This window comes from Sulfurimonas sp. HSL3-1 (genome assembly GCF_039645995.1).
Taxonomy (GTDB): Bacteria; Campylobacterota; Campylobacteria; order Campylobacterales; family Sulfurimonadaceae; genus Thiomicrolovo; species Thiomicrolovo diazotrophicus.
Window position 1 is genome coordinate 1,757,925 of record NZ_CP147920.1, and the last position, 21,667, is coordinate 1,779,591.

The window sequence follows — 21,667 nt, forward strand, 5'->3', positions numbered from 1 at the left end:
ACCCGCCTTCAGAGACGCTCGCTTCCCCGTCTGGCATGCTGTATCGTCGGCGCGAAGGCCTTGGTGCTCACCTGCACGGTCTGCCCGACTTCGAACTGTGCCGCCTCCTCTTTGTCGCAGACGACTTCGACGATCTGCTGCCCGATGGCCACGACGGCGATGTAGATGACGTCGGCGCGAATAATGTCAAGCAGCTCCCCTTCCAGGGTGAACTTCTGGCTGCCGCTGGTGCGCAGCAGCACCTCGCCGGGGGTCCCGTCGTGCACGATCCGCCCGTGTTCGAGGACGACGACCCGCTCGGCCAGGCGGTAGATCTCGCTGGGATCGTGGCTGACCATCACCGTCGTCGTGCCGAACGCCTTGTGCAGGGTAAGGATGTCATGCTGCAGCTTCAGCCTCATGGCCGGATCGAGCGCGGAGAGCGGCTCGTCCATCAGCAGCAGTTTCGGACGGTTCATCAGGGCGCGGCAGAGCGCAACACGCTGCTTCTGTCCGCCGCTGAGCGTCCCCGGGAGACGCTCTTTGAGCTCAAGCAGACCCGTCATCTCCAACAGTATGGCGGCATGGGCGCGGTCGTTGTTGACGTAGAGCAGGTTCTGTTCCACGCTCATATTGGGGAAAAGCGCATAGTCCTGGAAGACGAAGCCGATCCCGCGTTTCTGCGGCGGGAGCATGGTCTTTTTGCCCAACCACGTCTCGCCGGCGACGCTGATCTCCCCCTCCGCGCGTTCCAGACCGGCCAGCAGCCGCAGCAGCGTCGTCTTCCCGCTGCCGCTCTGCCCCGCCAGCGCCACGAAACTCTTTTCCCGGATGGAGAGTGCGATATCCAGCGGCATGTCGCCGCTGCTGCCCTGCAGCATTTTGTGGATGTCCAGTTCGATCATCAGGCGACTCCGATCCGACGGTTCTGGCGCTGGTTGAAGAGGTAGACCCCAAGCAGCACCACGAAACTGAGCGCCACCATGATCGCGCTGTAGATATGCGCCGTGGTGTAATCCATCACCTCGACCATTTCGTAGATGGCGACCGAAGCGACCTTGGTTTCGCCGGGGATGGACCCCCCGACCATCAGGACAACCCCGAACTCGCCGACGGTGTGCGCGAAGGTGACGATAAGCGCCGTGATCAGGGCCGGTTTGATGTTGGGCAGCGCCACGCGCAGCAGGGTCTCCGCCTTTCCTTTCCCGCTGATGTAGGAGGCTTCAAGCATGTTCTTGTTCAGCCCCTCGAAGCCGCTTTGCAGCGGCTGCACCATAAACGGAAACGAGTAGAAGACGCTGGCGATGACAAGCCCCGTAAAATTGAACACGAGTTTGATGCCGAAGGTCTGCTCGAAAAAGGCGCCCAGCGGCGAGTTGTACGAGAGCGCGTAGAGGATGTAAAACCCGAGCACCGACGGCGGCAGGACGATCGGCAGGGAGGTAACCGCCTCGACGAAAGGCTTACAGCGGCACGCCGTCTGCGACAGCCACCATGCGACCGGCAGAGCAACGACAAAGAGAATGAACGTCGTCAATCCCGCCAGTTTGAACGATAGGATAAAGGGGCCGAAATCAATCGCTTCCATCTGTCTCCCACCGCGCCGTCAGGTCGGCCATGCCCGCCTGATAAGGGCTGCTTGTGACGACCCCCTCCACGCCCGATGCTGCGTAATCGGCCACGTTGGCCGGGTTGATCCCCCCTGCGGCCAGGATGGTCGCGCCGGGATGGTGTTCGCGCTTGTAGGCGACAAGTTCCTGCAGCGTGTCGGGACCGCATTTGTCCATCTGGATCACGTCCGCGCCCAGGGCCAGCATCCGCTTGGCATCCTCAAGCGATTCGGACTCCACCGTCAGTTTCTTCTCGACGCAGCGCTGCTTGAGCTCCCGCAGCGCCGCCTCGAACGCGGCGGTGTCCTTGTAGAGTGCGCGGTGCTGTTCGAAAACGAGTACCGTCTCCGAGAGGCCGAGCCGGTGCGGCATCGCCCCGCCGCACATCAGGGCACGGGTGGAAAAGCGTTTGGCGAAGGGGAAACTTTTGCGGGTAACGAGCAGTTCGCAGTGCGGGTTGACCGCATGCGCCTTTGCGAGCATCGTCCGGGCGCGCGTGGCCATGCCGCAGGCGTATTCGAGCAGTATCTGGCAGAGCCGCCATGCGCTGTGCAGCGTTTCGTGATCCCCGTGCAGCTCCAGCAGCACGCTGCCGGGCGCCGCAACGCTCCCCGACGCGAAGCTGCTTTGCGCCTCGCACCCCAGGAGTTCCCCGATGCGCACCGCCTCTTCGGTGCAGGCCGCGACGACCTCGTCGCGCGTCAACACCTTCAATGTCGCCCGCTGCGGCGGCAGTGCGAGCAGCTGCGTCGTCAGATCGAAATAGGGAAGATCCCCCCTGATATACTCCCAGAGCTCCGGGTCCGATAGCCGGTTCATGCCTCTCCTTTTTCAACGATCTCCAGGATGGAGAGATCGCTTGCCTTGATCAGCGCCGTGACGCTGTCGCCCCGATGCAGCGCCATTGTCTCGGCGGAATCGCGGGTAATAATGCTCTCCATCCGGGCCGGGCCGACACGGAGCGTCACGCTGCACAGCAGCGCCCCCGTCTCAACCGTTTCGATCACCGCCTCGAGGCGGTTGGAGATGGAGAGATGCCCCTCCAGTTTCTTGGCCAGCGCCACATGGGACGCTTTGGCCCCGAGGATCACCCGCGTTCCGACGGCGATCGGGATTGCAAGCCCCAGGGCCATCATCCGCATCGGTGCCCCCGCGGCATCAAAGGAGACAATCGTGATGTTGTCCCGGCGTTCGATACTGGTGATATAGGCCTCGATGCGATTCACTGTACGATGTATCCGTAACGACGCAGGATCGCCTTCGCTTCGTCGCTGAGCATAAAGTCGTAGAATGCTTTGTACTCCGCACTTTTTCCGGCATTTTTCAGCAAGACGACCCCCTGTTTGATCGGCGTATAGAGTGCCGGATCGACACTCGCCCAGTTAACGTTTTCCTTGTATTGTGCCATTTTCGGGCTGTAAAGGGAAGATTTCGCGATGAAACCGACGTCCGCTGCCGTCAAGGCATACGTCACGGTCTGCGAGATCGACTCGGCATAGACGAACTTCGGCTTGGCGGCATCATAAACGCCCCCTTTTTGCATCGCCTCGACCGCGGCGGTACCGTAGGGGGCCGTTTTCGGGTTGGCAATAGCGATCTTGCTGACGGATTTGTCCGCCACCAGGGCGATCCCCTTGGAGAAATCCATCGGTTTCGCGCTGAGGTACGCCAGGGCGCCCTGTGCGTATACGACCGGCTTGGTCACGGCAATGCCGTCGGCATAGAGCGATGCGGGGTACTTCATGTTCGCCGCCATGAAAAGCCCGTAGGGGGCGCCGTTCTTGATCTGTGCCGTCAGCTTCCCGCTGCTGCCCAGCGTGACCTGGACTTTCGTATCCGGGTAGTGTTTCGCAAACACCGCTTTGAGTTCATCGATTGCGTAGCTGACGTTCGCCGCCACGGCGATATTGATCTCGCCGGCAATCGCGGAGAGGGACAAGAGCAGTAACAAAAATGTCTTTTTCATCATAATAGGTTCCTTTATTTCGCGATCATAACGTCGCTGGCTTTGACAATGGCGATGACGTTGCTGCCCTGCTCAATACCCAGTTCCGCCATGGATTCGTTGGTAATGATAGAGGTCAGCAGATCCCCGCTCTCCAGCTGAATGATCAGCTCCGTATTGACCGCCCCCTGGATCACTTTCTCTACATGACCCGCCAGTTTGTTGCGGGCGCTGATCTTCGGCATGCCCCCCGTCGCGATCAGAACGTGCGACGCTTTGAAAAAGGCACGGACCACGTCCCCCACGGCCAAGCCGAGGCTCTCGACACTTTCAATCGTAATGATGGCGCTGAGCGTCGTCCCTTTCGGCGCGCGCAGCGCTATCTTGGCGTTTACCGCCCCTTTGTTGACGGAGAGCACCCCCGCCTCGATCTGGTTTCTGGCACTGATTTTCATTTTTTGTTCCTTCTTTCTTATTTGGCAGGTTTAGCGATCATCATGTCCGAGGCTTTGATGATCGCAACGACGGGCATACCCGACTGCAACTCCAGGTTTGAAACGGCGTCGTCGGTCACGGTCGCGCTGATACGGTCCCCGCCGCCTAGCCGGATCCGCACTTCCGCATTGACAACGCCGCGGTGAACGGTTTCGATCGTCCCTTCGAGCCGGTTCCGCGCACTGATGGGGATGGCCCATCCCGTGGCGACCAGCACATGCGAATCTTTGAAAAATGCGATAACCCGGTCCCCCTCCTTGACGCAGAGCGTATCAGAGGCGTTCCCTGTGATCGAAGCGAACATCAGGGTCCCCTGCGCCGTTTTAAGTTCCAGCAGCGCACTGACCCCGTCCCGGCGCACCGCGACGATATCGGCATCGATCTGGTTACGTGCACTGATCATCATGCTCTGCTCCTTTAGAAGAGGTAGTTGAGCTCGAAGCGGGCATCCAGGCTGTCGGCATCCGGTTTTTCGGTGTCGTTGTACCCCAGGCGCAGCCGCCACTGCAGGTCGGCCAGCATGGGCAGGTTCTGGACGAATCCGAGGTAGTAGTAGTTCTCATCATAGTACCCCTTCGACTCGTCCGCATCGGTATGAAGAAAGGAAGCCTGTACGAACAGGTCCGTAAAGACCCCGGTTTTGTTGGCGGCGCGCTGCAGCTCGACGCGGTAGCTCTTCGTATTGGCCATCCAGTTGTAGCGGGCCATCGAGCGGGTATAGCCCGCCGTCGGGAAGCCCCGCCACGGGGTGATCAGGTCCGCTTCGTCGAAGACCTGGGTATAGCCGAAGTTGAGCTTGTACTTGCCCAGCTGCGCCACGATCCGTGCGGCCACCATCTGGGCGTCGAGAGAGTCGGCTTCTTTATAGCCGCCGGCCGCGCCGCTCTGGCCTGCCAGTTTGCCGCTGTATGCCGCGCCGCCGACCTTACCGGCGCCGTTATCGAACTGCTTGATGTAACGCACACCGGGTGTCAGCGATACGCTGCCGAGGCTGACCTTGTAGTTCGCCTCCGCCATCACCTCGCTGACGAGCTCCGGGACGATGTAGAATGCGCCGTCGAGTTTCAGGTTGGCGATCGCCGTATTGTGCAGGTCCCCGGTGATCAGCGGTGCGTCCGTCGGCTTGCCTGCCGCTTTGAGACGCGTATAGGTAAGCCCCTTGTGCATCGCGGAGTCGTCGTTCTCGCTCCACTCCGGGCGCTCGGAACTGCTGCTGTTCGCGTCGCCGTACATTAGGACCGAGTGCGCCTGCGTATGGTCGCGCAGCTTCTGTTCGGCGAGGTAGGCCACTCTCACGGCTGTCGCCGGAACCGCCTTCGTATCGATGACGATCCCGTCAAAGGTGTTGGGGATCATTTTCGTGTCGTTGGACTTGGTATAGAAGGTCTCCACCAGCTGCCGGCCAACGGCAATGCGGGTTTTGGGGATGCCGCTGTAGGCGATGTACGCCTGGCCGAGTGCTCCCATCCCCTTGTTGCCCGTATTGACGTAATCGTAACGGCTCAGGACATCTTTGCCCGGTTTAAGCGTATTGACCGGATCATTGCTGTCATCGAAAAAGGCCTGGGAGTAGTAAAGGCCCATGCCGAAATCGAATCCACCGTAGCCTGCGCTGCGGTAGACCAGCGAGCCGCCGAGGGCACTGATAAGATGGCTGTCCTGCTTGGCCGTCTCCGTCTGCCATTTATAGTAGAAGGTATTCGAACGCAGGCGGGCGTAAAACTCCCCCTCGCTGAACATCTCCGTGAAGCTCTCCGCCTCTCCCGGTACAGCGTTATATACCAATGTATAGTTCGAATTCAACGCCTGTTTCGGGGCATTTGCATCCGCCGCGTAAAGCGAACCTCCAAGAACCCCCGCTAATACGGCACTTATCCAGCCTGTCGTTTTCAATGACTCTCCTTTTATCACGCTGCTTATAGAGCGTTATTTTTTATAAAACATAACGATGTCTGCAAGGTCTATTCTCTAAAAAGTGCCCTAGAAGCACGAATAAAGCAGAAAAATGCGACAAAACATGACAAAAGTGTTATATTCTGAAAAATATAACGGTATCGTAGATGAAGTTGCCTTGCCCCCTCCTTAAGGAAGGACGCATCCCCGTTCACATCGTCTTAGGACGAAGGGAGAGCGTTTATACTATACCTAAAACCATCCGGACGGTAGCGTATGCAGCTTGATCTCACCCAAGGCAGTATCCGAAGCCATATCAGGACCCTGGCGGTGCCTGCGTGCATCGGCTTTTTTTTCCACACCCTCTTCAACATCACCGATACCTACTTTGCAGGGATGATCTCGACCCAGGCGCTGGCTGCCCTCTCACTCTCCTTTCCGATCTTCTTCATTATCATCTCCCTCGCCGAAGGGATGAGCGAAGCGGTGACGGCCCTCGTCGGCAATGCCCTGGGGGCCGGGGAAACGGAGCAGGCACGCCATCTCGCACACAATGCCCTCCTCTTCGGGGGCCTGCTGGCCATCGCACTGACCGCCGCGGGCTTTGTCACCGCCCCGGCACTGATGTCCTCGCTCGGTGCCCGGGACGCCTACCTCGCGGAAGCACTGGCCTACATCAATGTCATCATCGCCGGTACGGGCCTCTTCGTCTTCACCTTTTTTCTCAACGCCCTGCTCAATGCCGTCGGGGATACCGTCTCCTTCCGCAACGTGCTCATTGCCGCCGCCGTGATCAACGTCGCGCTCGACGCCTGGTTCGTGCGCGGCGGGTTCGGCGTCGCACCGATGGGCGTCACGGGCATCGCCCTGGCCACGGTCATCATCGAATCCATGAGTGCCGCCTATCTCTTTTACCGCCTCAAGACCAAACCCGTCTACCGCGGCAGCGCGCCCTTTCGTTTCGATCCCTCCGCCCTCGTCGAGCTGATCCGGCAGGGGATCCCCCCCAGCGCCAACCTGGCGCTGATGGCCGCGGGCATCTACATCATCACCTATTTCGCCGCGCCCTACGGGCAGGAGGTCGTCGCGGCCTACGGCGTGGGCATGCGGATTGAACAGATCATTCTGATGCCCGCCGTCGGCCTCAACGTCGCGGTCTTGGCCATCGTTGCGCAAAACAGCGGCGCCCACCGGTTCGAACGCATCGGCGAGACTGTCGGCCGCTCCCTCTTCTACGGTGCCATCGTCGCCCTTATCGGCGGTATCGTGCTCTTCGCGGGCGCCGGGACGGTGATGGGCATCTTCAGCAGTATCCCGAGCGTGATTGACGAAGGCGTGCTTTACCTGCGCGTCGAGGCCTTCCTGATCTACCCCTTCGTCGTCATCTTCACCTACGTCGCGATGCTCCAGGGGGTCAAGCGGCCCGCGTTTATCTTCTATATCAGCCTCGCCCGGCAGGTCGTCGCTCCGCTGATCGTCCTCTGGATCCTTGCCCGTATCGCGCCGTCGGCTCTCTCCGTATGGCTCGGCGTCGGGGGCGTCGTCATCACTGCCGCCGTCGTGACATACTGGTATGCGCGCCGCATCCTCACCGACCTCTCACGCGCCCCGATCTGATACCCTTTTATCCACCTGGAGTGATGAATTTTTCATCATTCTCGAATAGACTTTGCACTAAAACTCATCTACAATGCCCGGCGTGAATACGATTTGACCACAGACATTATATTTTCTCCTTTTCCCTCTCCACGGTGCGGTTGCGCCGGAGCAGAGAACATGGCAATTTTACGAAGGAGTTTCCATGCAGAACCTTGTAACCATTTACGAAGAGAATGCCGACCTGATCCAGAAGTTCATCCTTGCGTCCATCCAACGGATCGGACTCATCCATCTGACGGAAAAGAACGTCAAGCACATTTTTTCCGTCTTCCCGAGCCTGGAGCTGGCCTATGAGACCGACGAAGGGTTCGCCCAGACCTCCGCCAACCACAGCCGCCACAAGAAGGATTCGGCAGCCGTCGGCGCGGACCGGAGCTACCTCATCGACGAGAGTAAACTCTCGGGCGACTACTATTTCCATGAACCCTACCTCTCCACGACGACGGGGCACCTGTGTATCACCGTCGTCTACAAGACGGCCAAAGGGGGCTATATCCTGCTGGACTTCCAGCTGCGCAACCTCCTTGAACGTTTCATGCTGATCGAGAATAACGGCGCCCTCAAGCTGACCCACCGTACCCTCTACGGCATTATCGGCGGGGGGCTGCTGCTGCTGGGGATCTTTGTCGTCCTCTACGGACTTTTCAGTTTCGGCCACTACCTCATCGTCGAAGATGTGCTTTCGCTGGAGATGTTTTTCAAACCCGTCATCGCCCTCACTCTGGGACTGGCCGTTTATGACCTGGGAAAAACGATCGTCGACCAGGAGGTAATGCCCAAAACGCAGAAAGTCCATGAGGGGATCAAAGTGAAGACCCTGCTCAACTTCTCCGTCTCAATCATCATCGCCCTGATGATCGAGGCGCTGCTGGTCGTTTTCAAGATCTCCATCTCCAACTACCACGACCTTCCCTACGCTGCCTCGCTGATCGGCGCGCTCGCCCTGCTCTTCTTTGTGTTCTCCTACTTCATCTACATCGTCAGAAAGAGCGGGACTGCCCCTGAGATCGAATAGACCTCAATAGGCATCGAAGAGCGTCTGAATGAGCGCGGCATCGTGGGTCGCGAGCGAGAGCGGACGCCGCTGGCCGTGGCGGACCCGTTCGTCGAACGTATCGCTCTCAAGGCGGTAGAAGACGCCAAGCGGGAACGGCCCGCTCTCCATCGCCCGCGCCATCGCCGCACCGAGATCGGCCGTGTCGTGGGAGGCGTCCAGTTCGTAGGTATGCTCCCCGAACCAGCCGAAGGTGTTGATTTTATTGAAGGTCACACAGGGCTGGAAAATGTCGACCAGGGCATAGCCGCGGTGCAGAAAAGCGGCTTTGAGCACCTGCTTGGCGTGTACGGGGTTGCCGATATTGACCCGGGAGACGAACCCCGCCCGCAGCGCCAGCGCCACGGCGAGAGGGTTGAAGGGCTCGTTGCCGACCCCGTCGACCTGCACCTTCGTTTCCATCCCCTTTTGGCTCGTCGGCGACGCCTGCCCCTTGGTCAGCCCGTAGATCATATTGTTGTGGACGATATGAACGATGTCGACGTTGCGGCGGACGGCATGCAGGAAGTGGTTGCCCCCCTCCCCGTACATATCGCCGTCTCCCCCCTCGGCCACGACGGTCAGTTCGGGGTTGGCCGCCTTGACCGCCGTCGCGACGGGAACGGCGCGCCCGTGCAGTACCCCGAACATATTGACGTCAACGTAATAGGGCGTCTTCGCCGCCTGGCCGATGCCCGAAACGATGACCACGCTGCGGCCGTCGGCTTTCAACTCGTCGAGCACCTCGCGGATCAGGGTCAGGATGCCAAAATTCCCGCATCCCGGACACCAGCCGATATCTGTATTTTCACGTTCAAACGGTTTCATGCGCGCTCCTTTATGACGGCGGCGAGTTCCTGCGCCAGCTGGTCGGCAAAATAGGCGAAACCGTTGCTCTGCAAGATACGCCGGTCGACCCTGACACCGTGCAGCGCCAGCTGCTCCGCAAAGGCGCCGTCGGCGTTGTTCTCGACGACGATGCGGTAGTCGTAGGTCTGCAGGAAGGCGAGCTGTTCGGGATTGAGCGGATGCACCCAGGCAAAATGAACCTGGCAGGTCCGGTCGTCTCCCAGACGTGCCAGGGCCTCGGCAATCGCACCGCGGCTCGAGCCCCAACCGATCACCGCGATGCTCCCTGTGCCGCGCACCTCCGGCGGCCACACCTCGGCCACGATCCCTTCGGCCTTTCGGGCCCGCTTGGCGACCATCGCCTCTCGGACGCGGAAATCCTCGGTGATCTGCCCCCTTGCGTCGTGTTCGTGCCCGTCACTGCAGACCAGCCCCTCGCCGCCGCCCGGCACGGCCCGGGGGCTGATGCCCGAGGGGGTGTCGGCGTAGCGGTTGTACGTTTCGGATGCGGGTGCAATGTAACGGCGCTGTTCGAAGGCAGCGAAATCGACGTCGCCGGTCATCGCCATCGTATCGGCCAGGTACTGGTCGCTGAGCACGATGACGGGCAGCTGCCACCGGTCGGCCAGTTCAAAGGCGAGATGGCCCAGTTCGACGCATTCGTGCAGCGAACCCGGGGCGAGAATAATCCGCGGGAAGGGGCCGTGCCCCGAGTGCAGCGCGAGGTTCAGATCGCCCTGTTCACTGCGGGTCGGCAATCCCGTCGCCGGGCCGGGCCGCTGCGCCAGGTAGACGACGGCGGGGGTCTCCGTGATGCCCGAGAGGCTTATGCCCTCTCCCATCAGCGCGAACCCGCCGCCCGATGTCGTCGTCAGTGCCCGTGCACCGGCGTACCACGCCCCCATCACAAGGTGGATCGAGGCGATCTCGTCCTCGCTCTGCTCCACGGCGATCTCGAAACGCTTGGACATCCCCGCCATAAAGTTCAGGACTCCCGTGGAGGGGGACATCGGATAGGAGGCGACGAAGTTGCACCCCCCGGCAAGGAAACCGAAACCGCAGGCGGTCGTGCCGTCCATCAGGTGCAAGACGGCGGCCCCTTCGGGATGGGAGTAAGGCAACGGCGGCAGCGGGGGGTGCTGAAGAGTACGGCCCGCATCGGCCCCGGCCTCCGCCGCAAGAACATTCCCCTCGTCCCGCGCGAAACGCGCCTGCACGCTGGCTTTCAATGCATCCGTTTCAAGGCCCAGCATCCCGTAGACCAGCCCGGCGGCATAGGTGTTGGCGTAGCGCGGATCGCCCAGCCGCTGCGCCTCGCGCTGCATCGCAACGGCAATCGCGCCGGGCGCCTCCGCCGAAAAACGCTCGTCGGTCAGTACGACCGTCTGCGCGCTAAGGCGCGGCGCCGCGTGGGTCAGGGCCAAGGCGTCAAGCGCAATGAAGAGGTCCACTTCCCAGCAGGGTGCCTCCAGCGGGGTATCGGCAATGCGGATAAGCGTCGTATTGCTCCCCCCGCGTACCCGGGACATGAACTCCTTACTCGAATAGACGTAGTAGCCGCTGCGGACAAAGGCGTCGCTGAGCACCTTTTCCAGGGTGTCGATCCCCATGCCCGCTGCCCCGCCGATCAAAATGGAGAGGCTCTGCCCCGTTGCGGGCGGGGTTGAAGACGCCGGCATATGCCGCTGCAAGGGCGGCATAAAAGGGTCGGCGGCGAAAGGGACCTCATACCGACCGGCCGAAGGCAGCTTCGCCCCCGTCTGCGGCGAAGGCACGGATGCCGCCGCGGCAGTGGACACGGGCGCCTCTTTCGCCTGGGGATAGGGCATGCTCTCGCCCCAGGTGATCTTGCCGCCGTAATAGCCCAGCACGATCACCCCCAGGCCCGTCAAAAGAACGATGGCATGGTAGGTAATGCCTTCGGCCGACATCGTGTAGACGATGCCCGGGGCTTCGAGATAGAGCATGATCGCGACGATCCCCGCCAGCAGCATCGCCACGGAGAGCACGATCTTGACGGCAAAGGGACGGCGCCACGTGCCCCCGTAATTGATCCGCCAGCTGATCAGCCCCGGTACCATCGCGACCGCCCCCATGACCGTCGCTGCCAGGAAAGTATAAAAGACGGCGGCGGCATAGAGTGCCGTCGGCACGGCGAAAAAGAGCAGGTCCATCAACGCTGAAAAGAGGTGCAGCGCGATGGGAAAGTGGACGGTCATCGGGTGGGGGTGGTAACGGCGATAGAGCGCCTGCCAACGGCGGCGGCGCTCCTTGTTCGCATCCGGAGGCGGTGCATCGGCCCGGGCCTTCAGCTCCGGCTCCGCATCCAGCGTGCCAATGACGCTGTAGCGTTCAAACACCTCATCGCCGTGCGGCGCACCCTCAAGCATGGGCGTGAGATCGCGCCCCGCCTGATGCATCCCCTGGTGGTTCCCCTCCGCCCACATCGGGCTCTCCGACACGTCGTAGATCTTCCCTTTGTAGGCAACATAGGCGGGTCTTCCGTCGCGGCCGTCGTAGGCCGCAAGTTCACGCGGTGTCATGGCCTCCTCCTTTCGCTTCGCTTTTCGCGGAGGCCGTCACGCCTGCTTACGTGGCGGTCGTTTCGTTTGCCTGCATCGTATCGACATAGTCGCAGACTTCGCTGTCGTCATTGCACGGCTGGCTGTAGCCTGCGATAGGGTCGTTCTCCTCCGCGGCAAGGTTGTCGGAAACGAAGCGCCAGTTGATCAGTTTCCACCAGTTTTCCAGGTACTCCGGCCGGGCGTTGCGGCGGTCGATGTAGTAGGCGTGTTCCCAGACATCGCAGACCAGCAGCGGCCGGCGACCGTAGCGTACGGGCGTGTCCGCGTTGGAGGTCGTTTCAATCACGAGGGTATTATCATTCCTGAGAATAAGCCAGGTCCACCCCGACCCGAACAGCCCGGCCGCCGCGGCGAGGAAGGCCTCTTTGAACCCTTCCATGGAGCCGAAGTCGCGCTCGATCATCTCGGAGAGCTCCGCCGACGGCTCCGTGCTCCCGGAGGAGAGGCCCAGCCAGTAGAAGTCGTGGTTGAAGACCTGCGCAGCGTTATTGAAGGTTGCACCTTCAGCCTCGCGGATGATCTTGAGCAGCGGGACATGTGCGAAGACCGTCGCGTTGATCAGCGTGTTGAGTTTTGCGACATAGCCGGCATGGTGTTTCCCGTAATGGAACGACACCGTTTCGGCAGAGATATAGGGTTCCAGCGCCGTCTCTTCGTACGGCAGCTTCATCAGTTCAAATGCCATATTATGCTCCTTTGATTGGGCTCGCTTGTATTATCATAACTTATCGAGGTAAAGGGATGGGAAGGAAATTGTTTTAGCGTCCGGATAAAGCCTGCCTTCAGAATAAGCAGACCGCCCGGGCGCGCGGGAACCAAAGAGTGTATACTTCCGTCAAAAAAGACCCGTCCAGTGAAGCAGTTCCTCTCCCAGACCGACCGCGGCGTGCTTTTCATGCTGCTCAGCGCCCTCATCTCCGCCCTCAACGGGGCCGTCGCCAAGCTGCTCGGCGACGACCTGAGCGCCCTGGAGATCGTCTTTTTCCGTAACCTCATCGGGGTGCTTATTATCCTCGTGATGCTGCGCCATACTCCCCCGACCCTTCCCGGCGGCAAACTCCACCTGCTCCTGCTGCGCGGCTTTTTCGGCTTCAGCGCGATGATCCTTTTCTTCTATACGATTACCGTCATCCCGCTGGGCGAAGCGATTACGCTCAACAAGACCTCGCCGCTCTTCGTCTCCGTACTGGCCTTTTTCCTGATGAAGGAGCATCTGAACCGTTACGCTCTCGCGGCGCTCCTCATCGGTTTTGCCGGTGTCCTCTTCATCTCCAAGCCGACGGGGATGCTGATGGGGTACGAGCACTTTCTCGGGCTGCTCGGCGGTTTCTTCGCCGCCTCGGCCTACGCCACCATCAAAACGATCCGCCACGTCTACGACACCCGCGTCATCGTCCTTTCGTTCATGGGGGTGGGTACTCTTGCGCCCCTGCTGCTCTTTGCCCTTTCCCCCTTCGTGAGCGCGCCGGATGCCTTGGCGTTCCTCTTTCCCGCGTTCTTCTGGCCGACATCGCCGAAGGTGTGGGGGCTGATCGCCTTCATGGCCCTCATCTCCACCCTCTCGCAGTGGCTGCTTACCAAAGCGTACAGTTTCAGCAAAGCGGGGATCATCGGGGCGGTGAGCTACACGAACATCCCCTTCGCCGTCGGTTTCGGCATCATGCTCGGCGACGGTTTCCCCGACGCCGCCGTCTGGCTCGGCATCGCCATGATCATCGCCGCCGGACTTCTGGTCAAAAAAGGATAAGAAATGCAGCAAGAGCACATTGTCATTCTCGGCGGCGGTTACGGCGGCTTGCGGGCCGTCGAACATCTCGCCGGCGACCCGCGCTTTCGCATCACGCTGATCGACCGCCACCCCTACCACTACCTGCAGACCGAAGCCTACGGCTACATCGCCGGGCGCTTCGACATCCACGACATCACGATAGACCTTGCGAACTGGTGCCGGGGCTTCGGCCGGCATGTCGCTTTCAAGCAGGCGGAAATCACCGGCGTCGACCCGGAGGCGAAGGAAGTCGTTTTGGAACATGAACGCATCCCCTATGACAGCCTTATCGTCGCCACCGGGGCACGCACGAACTTCTTCGCGTTTATCAAGGGCCTGCGCGAAAACAGCTACGGGGTCAAGAACCTCCAGCGCGCCTTCGCCTTCCGCCAGACCTTCGAACAGCTCGTCTACACCAAGGTCGAAGAGACCCGCGACCCAGAGCCGGCCGAGCTGCAGATCGCCATCGGCGGGGCGGGGCTCAGCGGCGTCGAGATCGCCGCGGAAATGGCCGACGTCATCGAAAAACACCACAAGACCCTCGGTACCAATGCGAAGAAGATCAGGATCACCCTCATCGACGCGGCCGACACGATCCTGCCGGGGATGAGCAGCTATATTGTCAACCGTACGGCAAAGCGCCTGGAATCGCTGGGAATCCGGATCCTGACCAACGCCTTTATCGACCGGGTCGAGGATGGCGCCATCCACCTCAAAGACGGCACGGCCCTCTCCTACCGTTTTATGATCTTCACCGGGGGGATCATCGCCAATACGCTGCAGAGCGACGTGCCCCTTGAGACAAACCGGCTGGGCCAGATCGTTCCCGATGCCTATTTGCGCCTCTCCCCCCACATGAATGTCTACGCGGTCGGCGACTGCGTCGAACTCAAAGACGCGAAAGGCAACCTTCTCCCGCCGACGGCCCAGACGGCAGAAAAGAGCGCTGAGTACGTCGCCGCCTCCATCCGCAAACGCCTGAACGGCGACCCTGTTTCCCCATTCCACGCCAAGGTCGACGGCGTCTTTGTCGCCCTGGGCGGCCGCTACGCGGTCGGCGAGCTCTTCGGCATCATCCGCGTCAGCGGCTACACGGCCTACCTGCTGAAAAAACTGATCACCAAGGGGTACTACCTCGGGCTCAAACTGCGCATCAACACCGGCTTCAAAAAACGCACAGAGGCCTGAAGCCGTCAGATGACGCTGACGGGCAGGTAGAAATCGAGGTCGAAACGTTCGTCGGCTTCGAGAAAATGGTTCCGGCGGTAGACGACGTAGGGCGGCAGGGTCTTCGCTTCGAAGCCGCTCTCGGGCAGCCACGTATGGTAGATGTAGCGGATCAGGTTCGGGACCTCGCCGTAGCGCCCCTGCATCGTGAAGCGCGCGCAGAGCGACGAGGGGATGACGAAGCTGGAGACGGAACCCGACACCTCAAAGTCGTCGGGGATCTCGATAGCAGCGACGTAGGCGCACTCCTCAAGCGGCACGATCGAGGGGTTGTCGTGGTGCAGCCCGATCTGCCGGGCCTGTTCCAGGCCGTGTTCGACCGCGTAGGCATAGAGCCGCTGCCAGACGTCGGCAATGGAACGGTTGTAGCCGCGGTGGCGGATGTAGGCGACGCGGATGGCGGGCATTTTGACGATGGCCGGTTTGAGCCCCGTAAAATTCGACGCGATCCGCGGCACATTGTCGGAGTAGCGGATATTCTCCCGCGAAAAAGCGAGGTAGCCCCCTTCGCGCCACTGCGTCGGCGTCAGGGCATAGCGCTGCCTGAAGGCCCGGATAAAGGCCGAATGCGTGCTGTAGCCGCACTGCTGCGCGATCATTGAGACTTTCTCTTTCTTGTTGACGATGAGCAGGTTCGCCGCCTTCTGCAGCCGGATGGACTGCAGGGTATCGTAGAAGTTGCGCCCCGTCACCTCCTTGAAGATCCGGTGGAAATGGTAGACGCTCGTGCGGTTGCGCTCTGCGAGCACCTCCAGGGTGATCGGCGAATCGATATGGCGGTAGATGTAATACAACGCATCGTTGACGATGTGGGCGTGGTGGCGCAGCGTCTCTTTCTTCATACGATAATTTTAGCAAGATCTGCATAGTTTTATGCAAGAAATATTGAAGATTAATCTTCGGAATCGGCGTATCATCGCGTTCATATAAAAGGATAAGAACATGAAACGCCAATTTATCCGGGAGATCCTGGATGTTATCACCGCGGACACCATCTCCTTCGCCGGAGGGCTTCCCGACGCCGACCTCTTCCCCCTCGACGCCTTCAAAACGGCGGCCGACCGCGTCCTCTCCGAGCCGGCCAGCCTGCAGTACTCGCGTTCGCAGGGGTACGCCCCCCTGCGCGAAAAGATCGCCGAGCGCTACTGCGCCGCGGGCTTTGAAACCCGCGCGGAGGAGATTCTCATCACCACAGGCTCACAGCAGGCCATCAACCTCATAGCCTTGAGCATGCTTCCCTACGGGGTCACCGTCGAACTGCCCGCCTACCTCGGGGCGCTCAGCGCGTTCCGGCTGGCAAAAGTCAAGACCGAGGGGGTCGCGCTGGAACACGACGGCATCGCAATGACACCGTTGAGACGCAGCATCGCCAGGACGGGAGCGGCCTACCTGATCCCAGACTTCCAGAACCCGACGGGGCTGCGCTACAGTGCCGCCAAACGCCAGGCCGTCGCCAAGGCGGTGCTGGACGCAGACGCGCTGCTGATCGAAGACGCACCCTACAGCGAGCTCTATTTCGACCATGCCTCCCTGCCCATCAGCGCAACCATGCCCGAACGCAGCTTCCACCTGGGCTCCTTTTCGAAGATCCTGGCCCCCGGCCTGCGGGTCGGGTGGGTCCGGGCCAGCGAGGCGAACCTGCGGCGGCTGCTCGTCGTCAAAGAGGCGATCGACCTGCATACGTCGACACTGGACCAGCGCCTGATCGACGCGTTTTGGGAGACCGAGGGGCTTGACCGCCACCTCTCATCGCTGCGCATCCATTACCGGGCTAAAAAAAACGCGCTCTCCAACGCACTGCGCACCCAGCTGCCCGACTTCGTTTTTGACGAGCCCCGCGGCGGCATGTTCCTCTACGGGAGGCTGCCCGGCTTTGACACGAAAACATTGGTCAACCGCTGCTTGGAGCGCGGGGTCGCCTTCGTCCCCGGCAGCGAGTTCTACCCCGGCACGCCTGCGCTCGACGAGCTCCGGCTCAATTTCACCCACACCGACCCGGCGCAGATGCACCGCGGCGTCGGACTGATGGCCGATGCCTACCGCGAACAGATCGTTTCGAAAATAACGGGGGTGGCCAGGGCCACTGCATGAAAACCGCTTCGCACGCCTTTACGGAGAGGATGGCCGCACGCTTCGAGACCTTCGACCGGACCATCGAAGCCCGTCTCGACCTTGTCTTTTCCAAACTGATCACCGGGCTCAAATACGCCTTTATCGCCGTGATGGTGCTCTACCTGGCCGTCTGCATCCTGAGCCTGTCGCACAAGATCGTCTCCTTTACCCTGGACCAGGGGGCGCTCGATTTCCGCTCCATCAAGATGATCCTGACCGACGGCCTCTTCGTGCTCATCGTCATTGCCATTACGCGGACCTTCCTGATCCGCAGCGCGTTCAACTATGCCCTGACCCTGCTCGAGATCGGTTTCGTCGTTATCATCCGCAAACTCATCCTGCTCGACACTGTCCCGGAGGAGACGGGGCTGATGCTCGTGCTGAGCCTCACGTCGACACTCTTTTTCCTGCTCATCGTCTACATCCACAATCTCCGGCGCCGCTGGAACAGGGAGGACGGCGCGGGGGATTAACGGTAAATTAATGCCTTTGCTCTACAATGATTGACATTCAACCACCTACAGGAGTTCTCCCAATGAAACCCTTCACAAAAATGGCCGTTATCGCGGCCGCCAGCCTCGCTTTTGCCACGACGGCAGCCGCTGCCTGCGGCGGCCAAAGCACTCCGCAGGGCATGCACGGCACCGCCGACAACAAAATGCATATCGCCCGCAAAGTCGTCAATGCCGTCAGCCAGACGGGGCTCAGTGCCGCTCAGACACAGGCCGTCACCGACGCCATCAACACCTTCAAAGCCAAACAGATGACACGCAAAGCCGCCAAAACATTCCCCATCGACGCCTTCGGGGAAAAAGCCTTTGATGCCAAGCAGTTCAAAGCGGCGCAACAGAAGCAGTTCGATGCCAAGATCGACGCCATGACCGAACTCTTCACCACCATCTACGCCGTGTTGACTCCGGAACAGCGCCCCGTCTTCAAGCGCGCCTTCACCGCACCGATGGTCAAGATGATGATCAAACGCAACATGATCAAAGGTGGTATGAAAAGCGGCGGCGGCATGCAAAAGAGCGGCATGAAAGGCGCGGGCATGAAAAACAGCAATATGAAATGCGGGGGGATGAAGTGCGGCGGCATGTCCCACTGAGAAGCGAACCCGCCACCATCTATTGAACCGTACCGTACTCCCTCCCCGCGCGGCCGGGAAGCGGTCGGACGCACACTTCAGCACTCCTCCATTCCGAGACGTATTTCTCCCTCAATACCCCGTTACTTTGTAAAGAGAGTGTCAAGAAACGCCCCTTGTCGTCTTGACACCTTGGTACTACCATGTGAACATCTGAATACAAGGAGTACCTATGAAATCCATTCTGATCGCCGTCGTCTGCGCTTCGTCCCTTATGGCGGCGAGCCCGGAAGTCGGCAACTACATGCAACAGCTTCAGACAGAAGCGTCCGAACCGTTTGACGCCGCGCGCGGCGAAGCGCTCTTTACCGCCGAACAGATCGGCAAAAAAGGGACGAAGATCGCCTGCACCAGTTGCCACGGCAGCGACCTGACCCAAAAAGGGAAAAACGTCAATACCGGCAAGATCATCGACGCGCTCTCCCCGGGAGCCAACCCCGCGCGCCTCACTTCGCTCAAAGAGGTCAAAAAATGGCTGCGCCGTAACTTCAAGGATGTCTATAACCGCGAGGGAACGGCCCAGGAAAAAGGTGATGTCCTCACCTACATCATGCAATACCGCTAAGGAGTTTACAATGAAAAAGCATCTCTTTGTTATCACGTGCGCACTGCTGGCAGTCGGTTCGGTCTACCTCGCGGCGGATGACCATTACGAAAAACACAATGCGCAGAGGTATGAAAAAACCGCTGCCGAGGATGCCGTCACGTCCGGCGGCCAAAAACGCAGCACAGCACCGGTCGAAACGACCTCCGCGCGTCTTTACAAAAACGAGTGCGGCGCCTGCCATATGGCCTACCAGCCGGGCCTGCTCCCCCGTGCCTCCTGGACACGTATGATGGTGTCGCTTGGGGACCATTTCGGGACCGATGCAACCCTTGAGCCGGCCGATGCGGCAGAGCTTGCCGCCTATCTCGACGCGAATGCCTACGTAAGCGCGCCTTCATCGAAACATATGGCGAGGATCGCCAAATCCGTCTCCGCGGACGCGCCGATGCAGATTAGCCAAGCCGGCTACTTCGTCAAGGAACACCGAAGAATTCCGCAACGCGCTATCGTTCAGCCCGATGTCAAGAGTCTTGCGAACTGCAACGCCTGCCATACGAAGGCCGAAAACGGTAGCTACCGTGAACGGGAGATCTTTATCCCGAACTACGGGCGCTGGGACGACTGACGCATCTGCGCGTCAACCCGGAGGTGAACCATGAAAAATAGCTATATCTGGAGTCTGCCAACACGCCTCTTCCACGGGCTGCTCGTGCTCTTTATCCTCGGTGCCTACCTGAGCGCCGAAGAGGAGAGCTGGCTGCTCTGGCACGCGGCGTTCGGTTTCGCCGTCGGTGCCCTGCTGCTTTTCCGTATCGTCTGGGGCTTTTGGGGGCCGGAGCATTCCCGTTTCGCCGATTTCGACCTGAAACTCTCCTCGTTGAAGACCTACATGCTGACGCTGCTAAACTCGCACAAAACGTACGCAGGCCATAACCCCGCCGCCAGTTTCGCCGTGATCGGTATTATCGCCGTGACACTGCTGCTCGTGCTGACGGGCCTGCTCACCTACGGTGTCCAGGAGAACCGCGGGCTCTTCGCTTTCCTGCACGGCACGTTTTTCAAGAAGATGGAACTGTTCGAGGAACTCCATGAACTCCTCGGGGCCCTGCTTTATCTCCTCATAGGGGCCCATATCGCAGGCGTTTTCCTCGACCGTCTCCTGCACCCTTCCCACGGCACGCTGCGCTCCATTGTCAGCGGATACAAACCCATTGAAGGCCGCAGTGTCAAACTGACATTCTTTCAAAAAGCCATCGCGCTACTGGGCATTGGGCTCGCCCTCGCGACCCCCGTTTACCTGCTGACGGTGCGCGACAACCCCCTTACCGCCACACACACGGCCGCCGTCGATTACCGAACGGAGCATCCGCTCTTCGCCAACGAATGCGCGGCGTGCCATACCCTTTATCCCCCCTCGCTGCTACCCGGCCGTTCCTGGCGGCGCCTGATGGCGGATCTGGAGAACCATTTCGGCGACGATGCCTCGCTGGAGGCGGCCGAGACCCAAAACATCCTGGCCTACCTTGTCGCCAACGCGGCGGAACACGCCACCTCCGAGGCCGCCTTCAAGCTATCGGCCTCTATGTCAAATATGGATATCATAGCAGTGACGCAGACACCGTTCTGGAAAAAGACCCACCGCAGGATCGCCGCGGACATTTTCGCACGCGACGCGGTCAAAGGCAGGGCCAACTGCAAAGCCTGCCACAGCGACGTTGAACGCGGCCTGCTCGAGGATACGAATATCACGATACCGGGAGAAAGGAGTTGAGATGCGTTTCATCGTTCTGATTGCCCTGCTTTTCACCCTGCTGGCGGCGGACCACGACGACCACCGCGAACACCACATGCCGATGGACATCAGCTACCTCGACCTCACTCCGCAGCAGCATGAACGCGTCGAGAAGATCGCCCGCGACTACCGCAAAGCCCATCACCGCCTCAACCGCCTCGAAGCACAGACCCGCGACTCCGTCAGGGCCCTCTTCGAAGCCGAACGTTTCGACCGGACAAAATTTCTCGAACTGACTACGGCGCTGCAGAACGAAAACGACAAAGTCCAGGCGGATTTTTTCGAAGCGCTCCACGCCGTTTTGACCCCGATGCAGCGCAAACGCTTCACCCCCTACCTGGAGGAGTGGGAACGTGACTAAGCGGGTAATGCTGATCGAAGATGACCGGGCCATGCAGGCGCTTATCAGCGGCTACCTCACCGATTACGGTTACGGCGTCAGCAGTTTCGGCGACCCCCGCAGCGCCCTCGAAGCACTGAAACAGCACAAAGAGGCGTTCGATATCGTCATCCTCGACCTGATGCTGCCCGGCATGGACGGTTTTGACGCCGCCAGGACGATCAAATCCGTCAGCGACATCCCCATCATCATCTCCTCCGCCCGCGGCGACATCGGCAACAAGATCCACGGTTTTGAGCTCGGCGTCGACGACTATCTTGCCAAACCCTACGAACCGCGGGAGCTCATCCTGCGCATCGAGGCGGTCCTGCGCCGCTACGGCAACGCCCCGCAGCTGCAAGTCTCGGACTTCACCGTCGACGAACAGAGCAGAACGGTCAGTATGGAGGGGTACCCCGTCGACCTCACCCCCGTGGAGTTCGAGATCTTCCTTTTCCTGCTGAAAAACCGCGGCAACAACGTCTCGCGGGAGCAGATCGTCCACGCCACTTCGCTGGAACCCGAGACCAAGGGACGCACCGTCGACATGCACATCAGCAACATCCGCCTCAAAATAGGCGACAGCGCCAAATCCCCCAGCTACATCAAGTCAGTCTGGGGGATCGGCTACCGCTTCATAGGTTGATCCG

24 protein-coding genes are annotated in these 21,667 nt (G+C 60.3%); 12 read left to right on the forward strand and 12 right to left on the reverse strand.

Annotated features, from left to right (window positions below):
- Nucleotides 1-8: 8 nt before the first annotated feature.
- The 8 genes from WCY31_RS09080 to WCY31_RS09115 are packed head-to-tail and all read right to left on the reverse strand — an operon-like array spanning nucleotide 9 to nucleotide 5,922.
- Nucleotides 9-884, reverse strand: a complete 876-nt coding sequence (locus tag WCY31_RS09080; RefSeq protein ID WP_345972139.1) for an ABC transporter ATP-binding protein — start codon at nucleotides 882-884, stop codon at nucleotides 9-11.
- Entirely contained in the window at nucleotides 884-1,567 is a 684-nt protein-coding gene (modB, locus tag WCY31_RS09085; protein WP_345969485.1) for a molybdate ABC transporter permease subunit, read from the reverse strand. The genes WCY31_RS09080 and modB overlap by 1 nt, the downstream gene beginning before the upstream one ends.
- Nucleotides 1,554-2,408, reverse strand: a complete 855-nt coding sequence (gene modD, locus WCY31_RS09090) for a ModD protein (RefSeq protein WP_345972140.1) — start codon at nucleotides 2,406-2,408, stop codon at nucleotides 1,554-1,556. The genes modB and modD overlap by 14 nt, the downstream gene beginning before the upstream one ends.
- Nucleotides 2,405-2,815, reverse strand: a complete 411-nt coding sequence (locus WCY31_RS09095) for a TOBE domain-containing protein (RefSeq protein WP_345972141.1) — start codon at nucleotides 2,813-2,815, stop codon at nucleotides 2,405-2,407. Before WCY31_RS09095 ends, modD begins: the two co-directional genes overlap by 4 nt.
- Nucleotides 2,812-3,555, reverse strand: a complete 744-nt coding sequence (gene modA, locus WCY31_RS09100; RefSeq protein WP_345971546.1) for a molybdate ABC transporter substrate-binding protein — start codon at nucleotides 3,553-3,555, stop codon at nucleotides 2,812-2,814. The genes WCY31_RS09095 and modA overlap by 4 nt, the downstream gene beginning before the upstream one ends.
- Nucleotides 3,556-3,569: 14 nt before the next feature.
- Nucleotides 3,570-3,989, reverse strand: a complete 420-nt coding sequence (locus tag WCY31_RS09105) for a TOBE domain-containing protein (RefSeq protein ID WP_345969488.1) — start codon at nucleotides 3,987-3,989, stop codon at nucleotides 3,570-3,572.
- 17 nt (nucleotides 3,990-4,006) lie between these two features.
- Nucleotides 4,007-4,435, reverse strand: coding sequence for a TOBE domain-containing protein (locus WCY31_RS09110; RefSeq protein ID WP_345969489.1), 429 nt, complete (start codon nucleotides 4,433-4,435; stop codon nucleotides 4,007-4,009).
- A gap of 11 nt (nucleotides 4,436-4,446) precedes the next feature.
- Nucleotides 4,447-5,922 carry a hypothetical protein gene (locus WCY31_RS09115; RefSeq protein ID WP_345972142.1) on the reverse strand — a complete coding sequence of 492 codons (1,476 nt, stop codon included), beginning with the start codon at nucleotides 5,920-5,922 and terminating at the stop codon, nucleotides 4,447-4,449.
- Between the two features lie 276 nt (nucleotides 5,923-6,198).
- Here WCY31_RS09115 and WCY31_RS09120 point away from each other — a divergent pair, with 276 nt between their 5' ends.
- On the forward strand, nucleotides 6,199-7,539 hold the full coding sequence (locus tag WCY31_RS09120; protein ID WP_345972143.1) for an MATE family efflux transporter: 1,341 nt from the start codon (nucleotides 6,199-6,201) through the stop codon (nucleotides 7,537-7,539).
- A gap of 184 nt (nucleotides 7,540-7,723) precedes the next feature.
- On the forward strand, nucleotides 7,724-8,596 hold the full coding sequence (locus tag WCY31_RS09125; RefSeq protein WP_345969492.1) for a hypothetical protein: 873 nt from the start codon (nucleotides 7,724-7,726) through the stop codon (nucleotides 8,594-8,596).
- 3 nt (nucleotides 8,597-8,599) lie between these two features.
- Here the strand turns inward: WCY31_RS09125 and WCY31_RS09130 are convergent, their stop codons facing one another.
- The 3 genes from WCY31_RS09130 to WCY31_RS09140 are packed head-to-tail and all read right to left on the reverse strand — an operon-like array spanning nucleotide 8,600 to nucleotide 12,733.
- Entirely contained in the window at nucleotides 8,600-9,442 is an 843-nt protein-coding gene (locus tag WCY31_RS09130; RefSeq protein ID WP_345969493.1) for a thiamine pyrophosphate-dependent enzyme, read from the reverse strand.
- Entirely contained in the window at nucleotides 9,439-12,006 is a 2,568-nt protein-coding gene (locus WCY31_RS09135) for a 2-oxoacid:acceptor oxidoreductase subunit alpha (protein WP_345972144.1), read from the reverse strand. The genes WCY31_RS09130 and WCY31_RS09135 overlap by 4 nt, the downstream gene beginning before the upstream one ends.
- 46 nt (nucleotides 12,007-12,052) lie before the next feature.
- Nucleotides 12,053-12,733, reverse strand: coding sequence for a superoxide dismutase (locus tag WCY31_RS09140; RefSeq protein WP_345972145.1), 681 nt, complete (start codon nucleotides 12,731-12,733; stop codon nucleotides 12,053-12,055).
- 168 nt (nucleotides 12,734-12,901) lie between these two features.
- On the opposite strand from WCY31_RS09140, the gene WCY31_RS09145 reads away from it, so the two are divergent.
- Both WCY31_RS09145 and WCY31_RS09150 read left to right on the forward strand, forming a co-directional pair.
- The gene (locus tag WCY31_RS09145; protein ID WP_345972146.1) at nucleotides 12,902-13,795 is read left to right on the forward strand and encodes a DMT family transporter; all 894 of its coding nucleotides are present in this window, start codon (nucleotides 12,902-12,904) and stop codon (nucleotides 13,793-13,795) included.
- A 3-nt stretch (nucleotides 13,796-13,798) separates the two neighbouring features.
- On the forward strand, nucleotides 13,799-15,004 hold the full coding sequence (locus WCY31_RS09150) for an NAD(P)/FAD-dependent oxidoreductase (RefSeq protein ID WP_345972147.1): 1,206 nt from the start codon (nucleotides 13,799-13,801) through the stop codon (nucleotides 15,002-15,004).
- Nucleotides 15,005-15,009: 5 nt separating this feature from the next.
- Here WCY31_RS09150 and WCY31_RS09155 read toward each other — a convergent pair whose 3' ends face one another.
- Nucleotides 15,010-15,885 (reverse strand): AraC family transcriptional regulator, encoded by an 876-nt coding sequence (locus tag WCY31_RS09155; RefSeq protein WP_345972148.1) that lies wholly within the window; start codon nucleotides 15,883-15,885, stop codon nucleotides 15,010-15,012.
- Nucleotides 15,886-15,985: 100 nt separating this feature from the next.
- Here WCY31_RS09155 and WCY31_RS09160 point away from each other — a divergent pair, with 100 nt between their 5' ends.
- From WCY31_RS09160 to WCY31_RS09195, 8 genes are all read left to right on the forward strand, one after another.
- The gene (locus WCY31_RS09160; protein WP_345972149.1) at nucleotides 15,986-17,134 is read left to right on the forward strand and encodes a PLP-dependent aminotransferase family protein; all 1,149 of its coding nucleotides are present in this window, start codon (nucleotides 15,986-15,988) and stop codon (nucleotides 17,132-17,134) included.
- Nucleotides 17,131-17,628, forward strand: a complete 498-nt coding sequence (locus WCY31_RS09165) for a hypothetical protein (RefSeq protein WP_345972150.1) — start codon at nucleotides 17,131-17,133, stop codon at nucleotides 17,626-17,628. Before WCY31_RS09160 ends, WCY31_RS09165 begins: the two co-directional genes overlap by 4 nt.
- Nucleotides 17,629-17,690: 62 nt before the next feature.
- Nucleotides 17,691-18,260: a Spy/CpxP family protein refolding chaperone gene (locus WCY31_RS09170; RefSeq protein WP_345972151.1), complete on the forward strand. Its 570-nt coding sequence runs from the start codon at nucleotides 17,691-17,693 to the stop codon at nucleotides 18,258-18,260.
- Between the two features lie 211 nt (nucleotides 18,261-18,471).
- The gene (locus WCY31_RS09175) at nucleotides 18,472-18,864 is read left to right on the forward strand and encodes a DUF1924 domain-containing protein (RefSeq protein WP_345972152.1); all 393 of its coding nucleotides are present in this window, start codon (nucleotides 18,472-18,474) and stop codon (nucleotides 18,862-18,864) included.
- A 10-nt stretch (nucleotides 18,865-18,874) separates the two neighbouring features.
- Nucleotides 18,875-19,471 (forward strand): cytochrome C, encoded by a 597-nt coding sequence (locus WCY31_RS09180; protein WP_345972153.1) that lies wholly within the window; start codon nucleotides 18,875-18,877, stop codon nucleotides 19,469-19,471.
- A 30-nt stretch (nucleotides 19,472-19,501) separates the two neighbouring features.
- Nucleotides 19,502-20,617: a cytochrome b/b6 domain-containing protein gene (locus WCY31_RS09185; RefSeq protein ID WP_345972154.1), complete on the forward strand. Its 1,116-nt coding sequence runs from the start codon at nucleotides 19,502-19,504 to the stop codon at nucleotides 20,615-20,617.
- A 1-nt stretch (nucleotide 20,618) separates the two neighbouring features.
- A complete protein-coding gene (locus WCY31_RS09190; protein ID WP_345972155.1) occupies nucleotides 20,619-20,999 on the forward strand; it encodes a Spy/CpxP family protein refolding chaperone in 381 nt (126 codons plus the stop codon).
- On the forward strand, nucleotides 20,992-21,663 hold the full coding sequence (locus WCY31_RS09195; RefSeq protein WP_345972156.1) for a response regulator transcription factor: 672 nt from the start codon (nucleotides 20,992-20,994) through the stop codon (nucleotides 21,661-21,663). The genes WCY31_RS09190 and WCY31_RS09195 overlap by 8 nt, the downstream gene beginning before the upstream one ends.
- Nucleotides 21,664-21,667: the final 4 nt, after the last annotated feature.

What these genes read in the sequence shown, in the direction of transcription:
- WCY31_RS09125 (WP_345969492.1), top strand. Translation starts at nt 7,724, where the DNA reads ATGCAGAACCTTGTAACCATTTACGAAGAGAATGCCGACCTGATCCAG.
- WCY31_RS09110 (WP_345969489.1), bottom strand. Translation starts at nt 4,435, where the DNA reads ATGATGATCAGTGCACGTAACCAGATCGATGCCGATATCGTCGCGGTG.
- modD (WP_345972140.1), bottom strand. Translation starts at nt 2,408, where the DNA reads ATGAACCGGCTATCGGACCCGGAGCTCTGGGAGTATATCAGGGGGGAT.
- modB (WP_345969485.1), bottom strand. Translation starts at nt 1,567, where the DNA reads ATGGAAGCGATTGATTTCGGCCCCTTTATCCTATCGTTCAAACTGGCG.
- WCY31_RS09135 (WP_345972144.1), bottom strand. Translation starts at nt 12,006, where the DNA reads ATGACACCGCGTGAACTTGCGGCCTACGACGGCCGCGACGGAAGACCC.
- modA (WP_345971546.1), bottom strand. Translation starts at nt 3,555, where the DNA reads ATGAAAAAGACATTTTTGTTACTGCTCTTGTCCCTCTCCGCGATTGCC.
- WCY31_RS09120 (WP_345972143.1), top strand. Translation starts at nt 6,199, where the DNA reads ATGCAGCTTGATCTCACCCAAGGCAGTATCCGAAGCCATATCAGGACC.
- WCY31_RS09140 (WP_345972145.1), bottom strand. Translation starts at nt 12,733, where the DNA reads ATGGCATTTGAACTGATGAAGCTGCCGTACGAAGAGACGGCGCTGGAA.
- WCY31_RS09175 (WP_345972152.1), top strand. Translation starts at nt 18,472, where the DNA reads ATGAAATCCATTCTGATCGCCGTCGTCTGCGCTTCGTCCCTTATGGCG.
- WCY31_RS09180 (WP_345972153.1), top strand. Translation starts at nt 18,875, where the DNA reads ATGAAAAAGCATCTCTTTGTTATCACGTGCGCACTGCTGGCAGTCGGT.
- WCY31_RS09165 (WP_345972150.1), top strand. Translation starts at nt 17,131, where the DNA reads ATGAAAACCGCTTCGCACGCCTTTACGGAGAGGATGGCCGCACGCTTC.
- WCY31_RS09185 (WP_345972154.1), top strand. Translation starts at nt 19,502, where the DNA reads ATGAAAAATAGCTATATCTGGAGTCTGCCAACACGCCTCTTCCACGGG.
- WCY31_RS09160 (WP_345972149.1), top strand. Translation starts at nt 15,986, where the DNA reads ATGAAACGCCAATTTATCCGGGAGATCCTGGATGTTATCACCGCGGAC.
- WCY31_RS09155 (WP_345972148.1), bottom strand. Translation starts at nt 15,885, where the DNA reads ATGAAGAAAGAGACGCTGCGCCACCACGCCCACATCGTCAACGATGCG.
- WCY31_RS09150 (WP_345972147.1), top strand. Translation starts at nt 13,799, where the DNA reads ATGCAGCAAGAGCACATTGTCATTCTCGGCGGCGGTTACGGCGGCTTG.
- WCY31_RS09190 (WP_345972155.1), top strand. Translation starts at nt 20,619, where the DNA reads ATGCGTTTCATCGTTCTGATTGCCCTGCTTTTCACCCTGCTGGCGGCG.
- WCY31_RS09170 (WP_345972151.1), top strand. Translation starts at nt 17,691, where the DNA reads ATGAAACCCTTCACAAAAATGGCCGTTATCGCGGCCGCCAGCCTCGCT.
- WCY31_RS09080 (WP_345972139.1), bottom strand. Translation starts at nt 884, where the DNA reads ATGATCGAACTGGACATCCACAAAATGCTGCAGGGCAGCAGCGGCGAC.
- WCY31_RS09105 (WP_345969488.1), bottom strand. Translation starts at nt 3,989, where the DNA reads ATGAAAATCAGTGCCAGAAACCAGATCGAGGCGGGGGTGCTCTCCGTC.
- WCY31_RS09130 (WP_345969493.1), bottom strand. Translation starts at nt 9,442, where the DNA reads ATGAAACCGTTTGAACGTGAAAATACAGATATCGGCTGGTGTCCGGGA.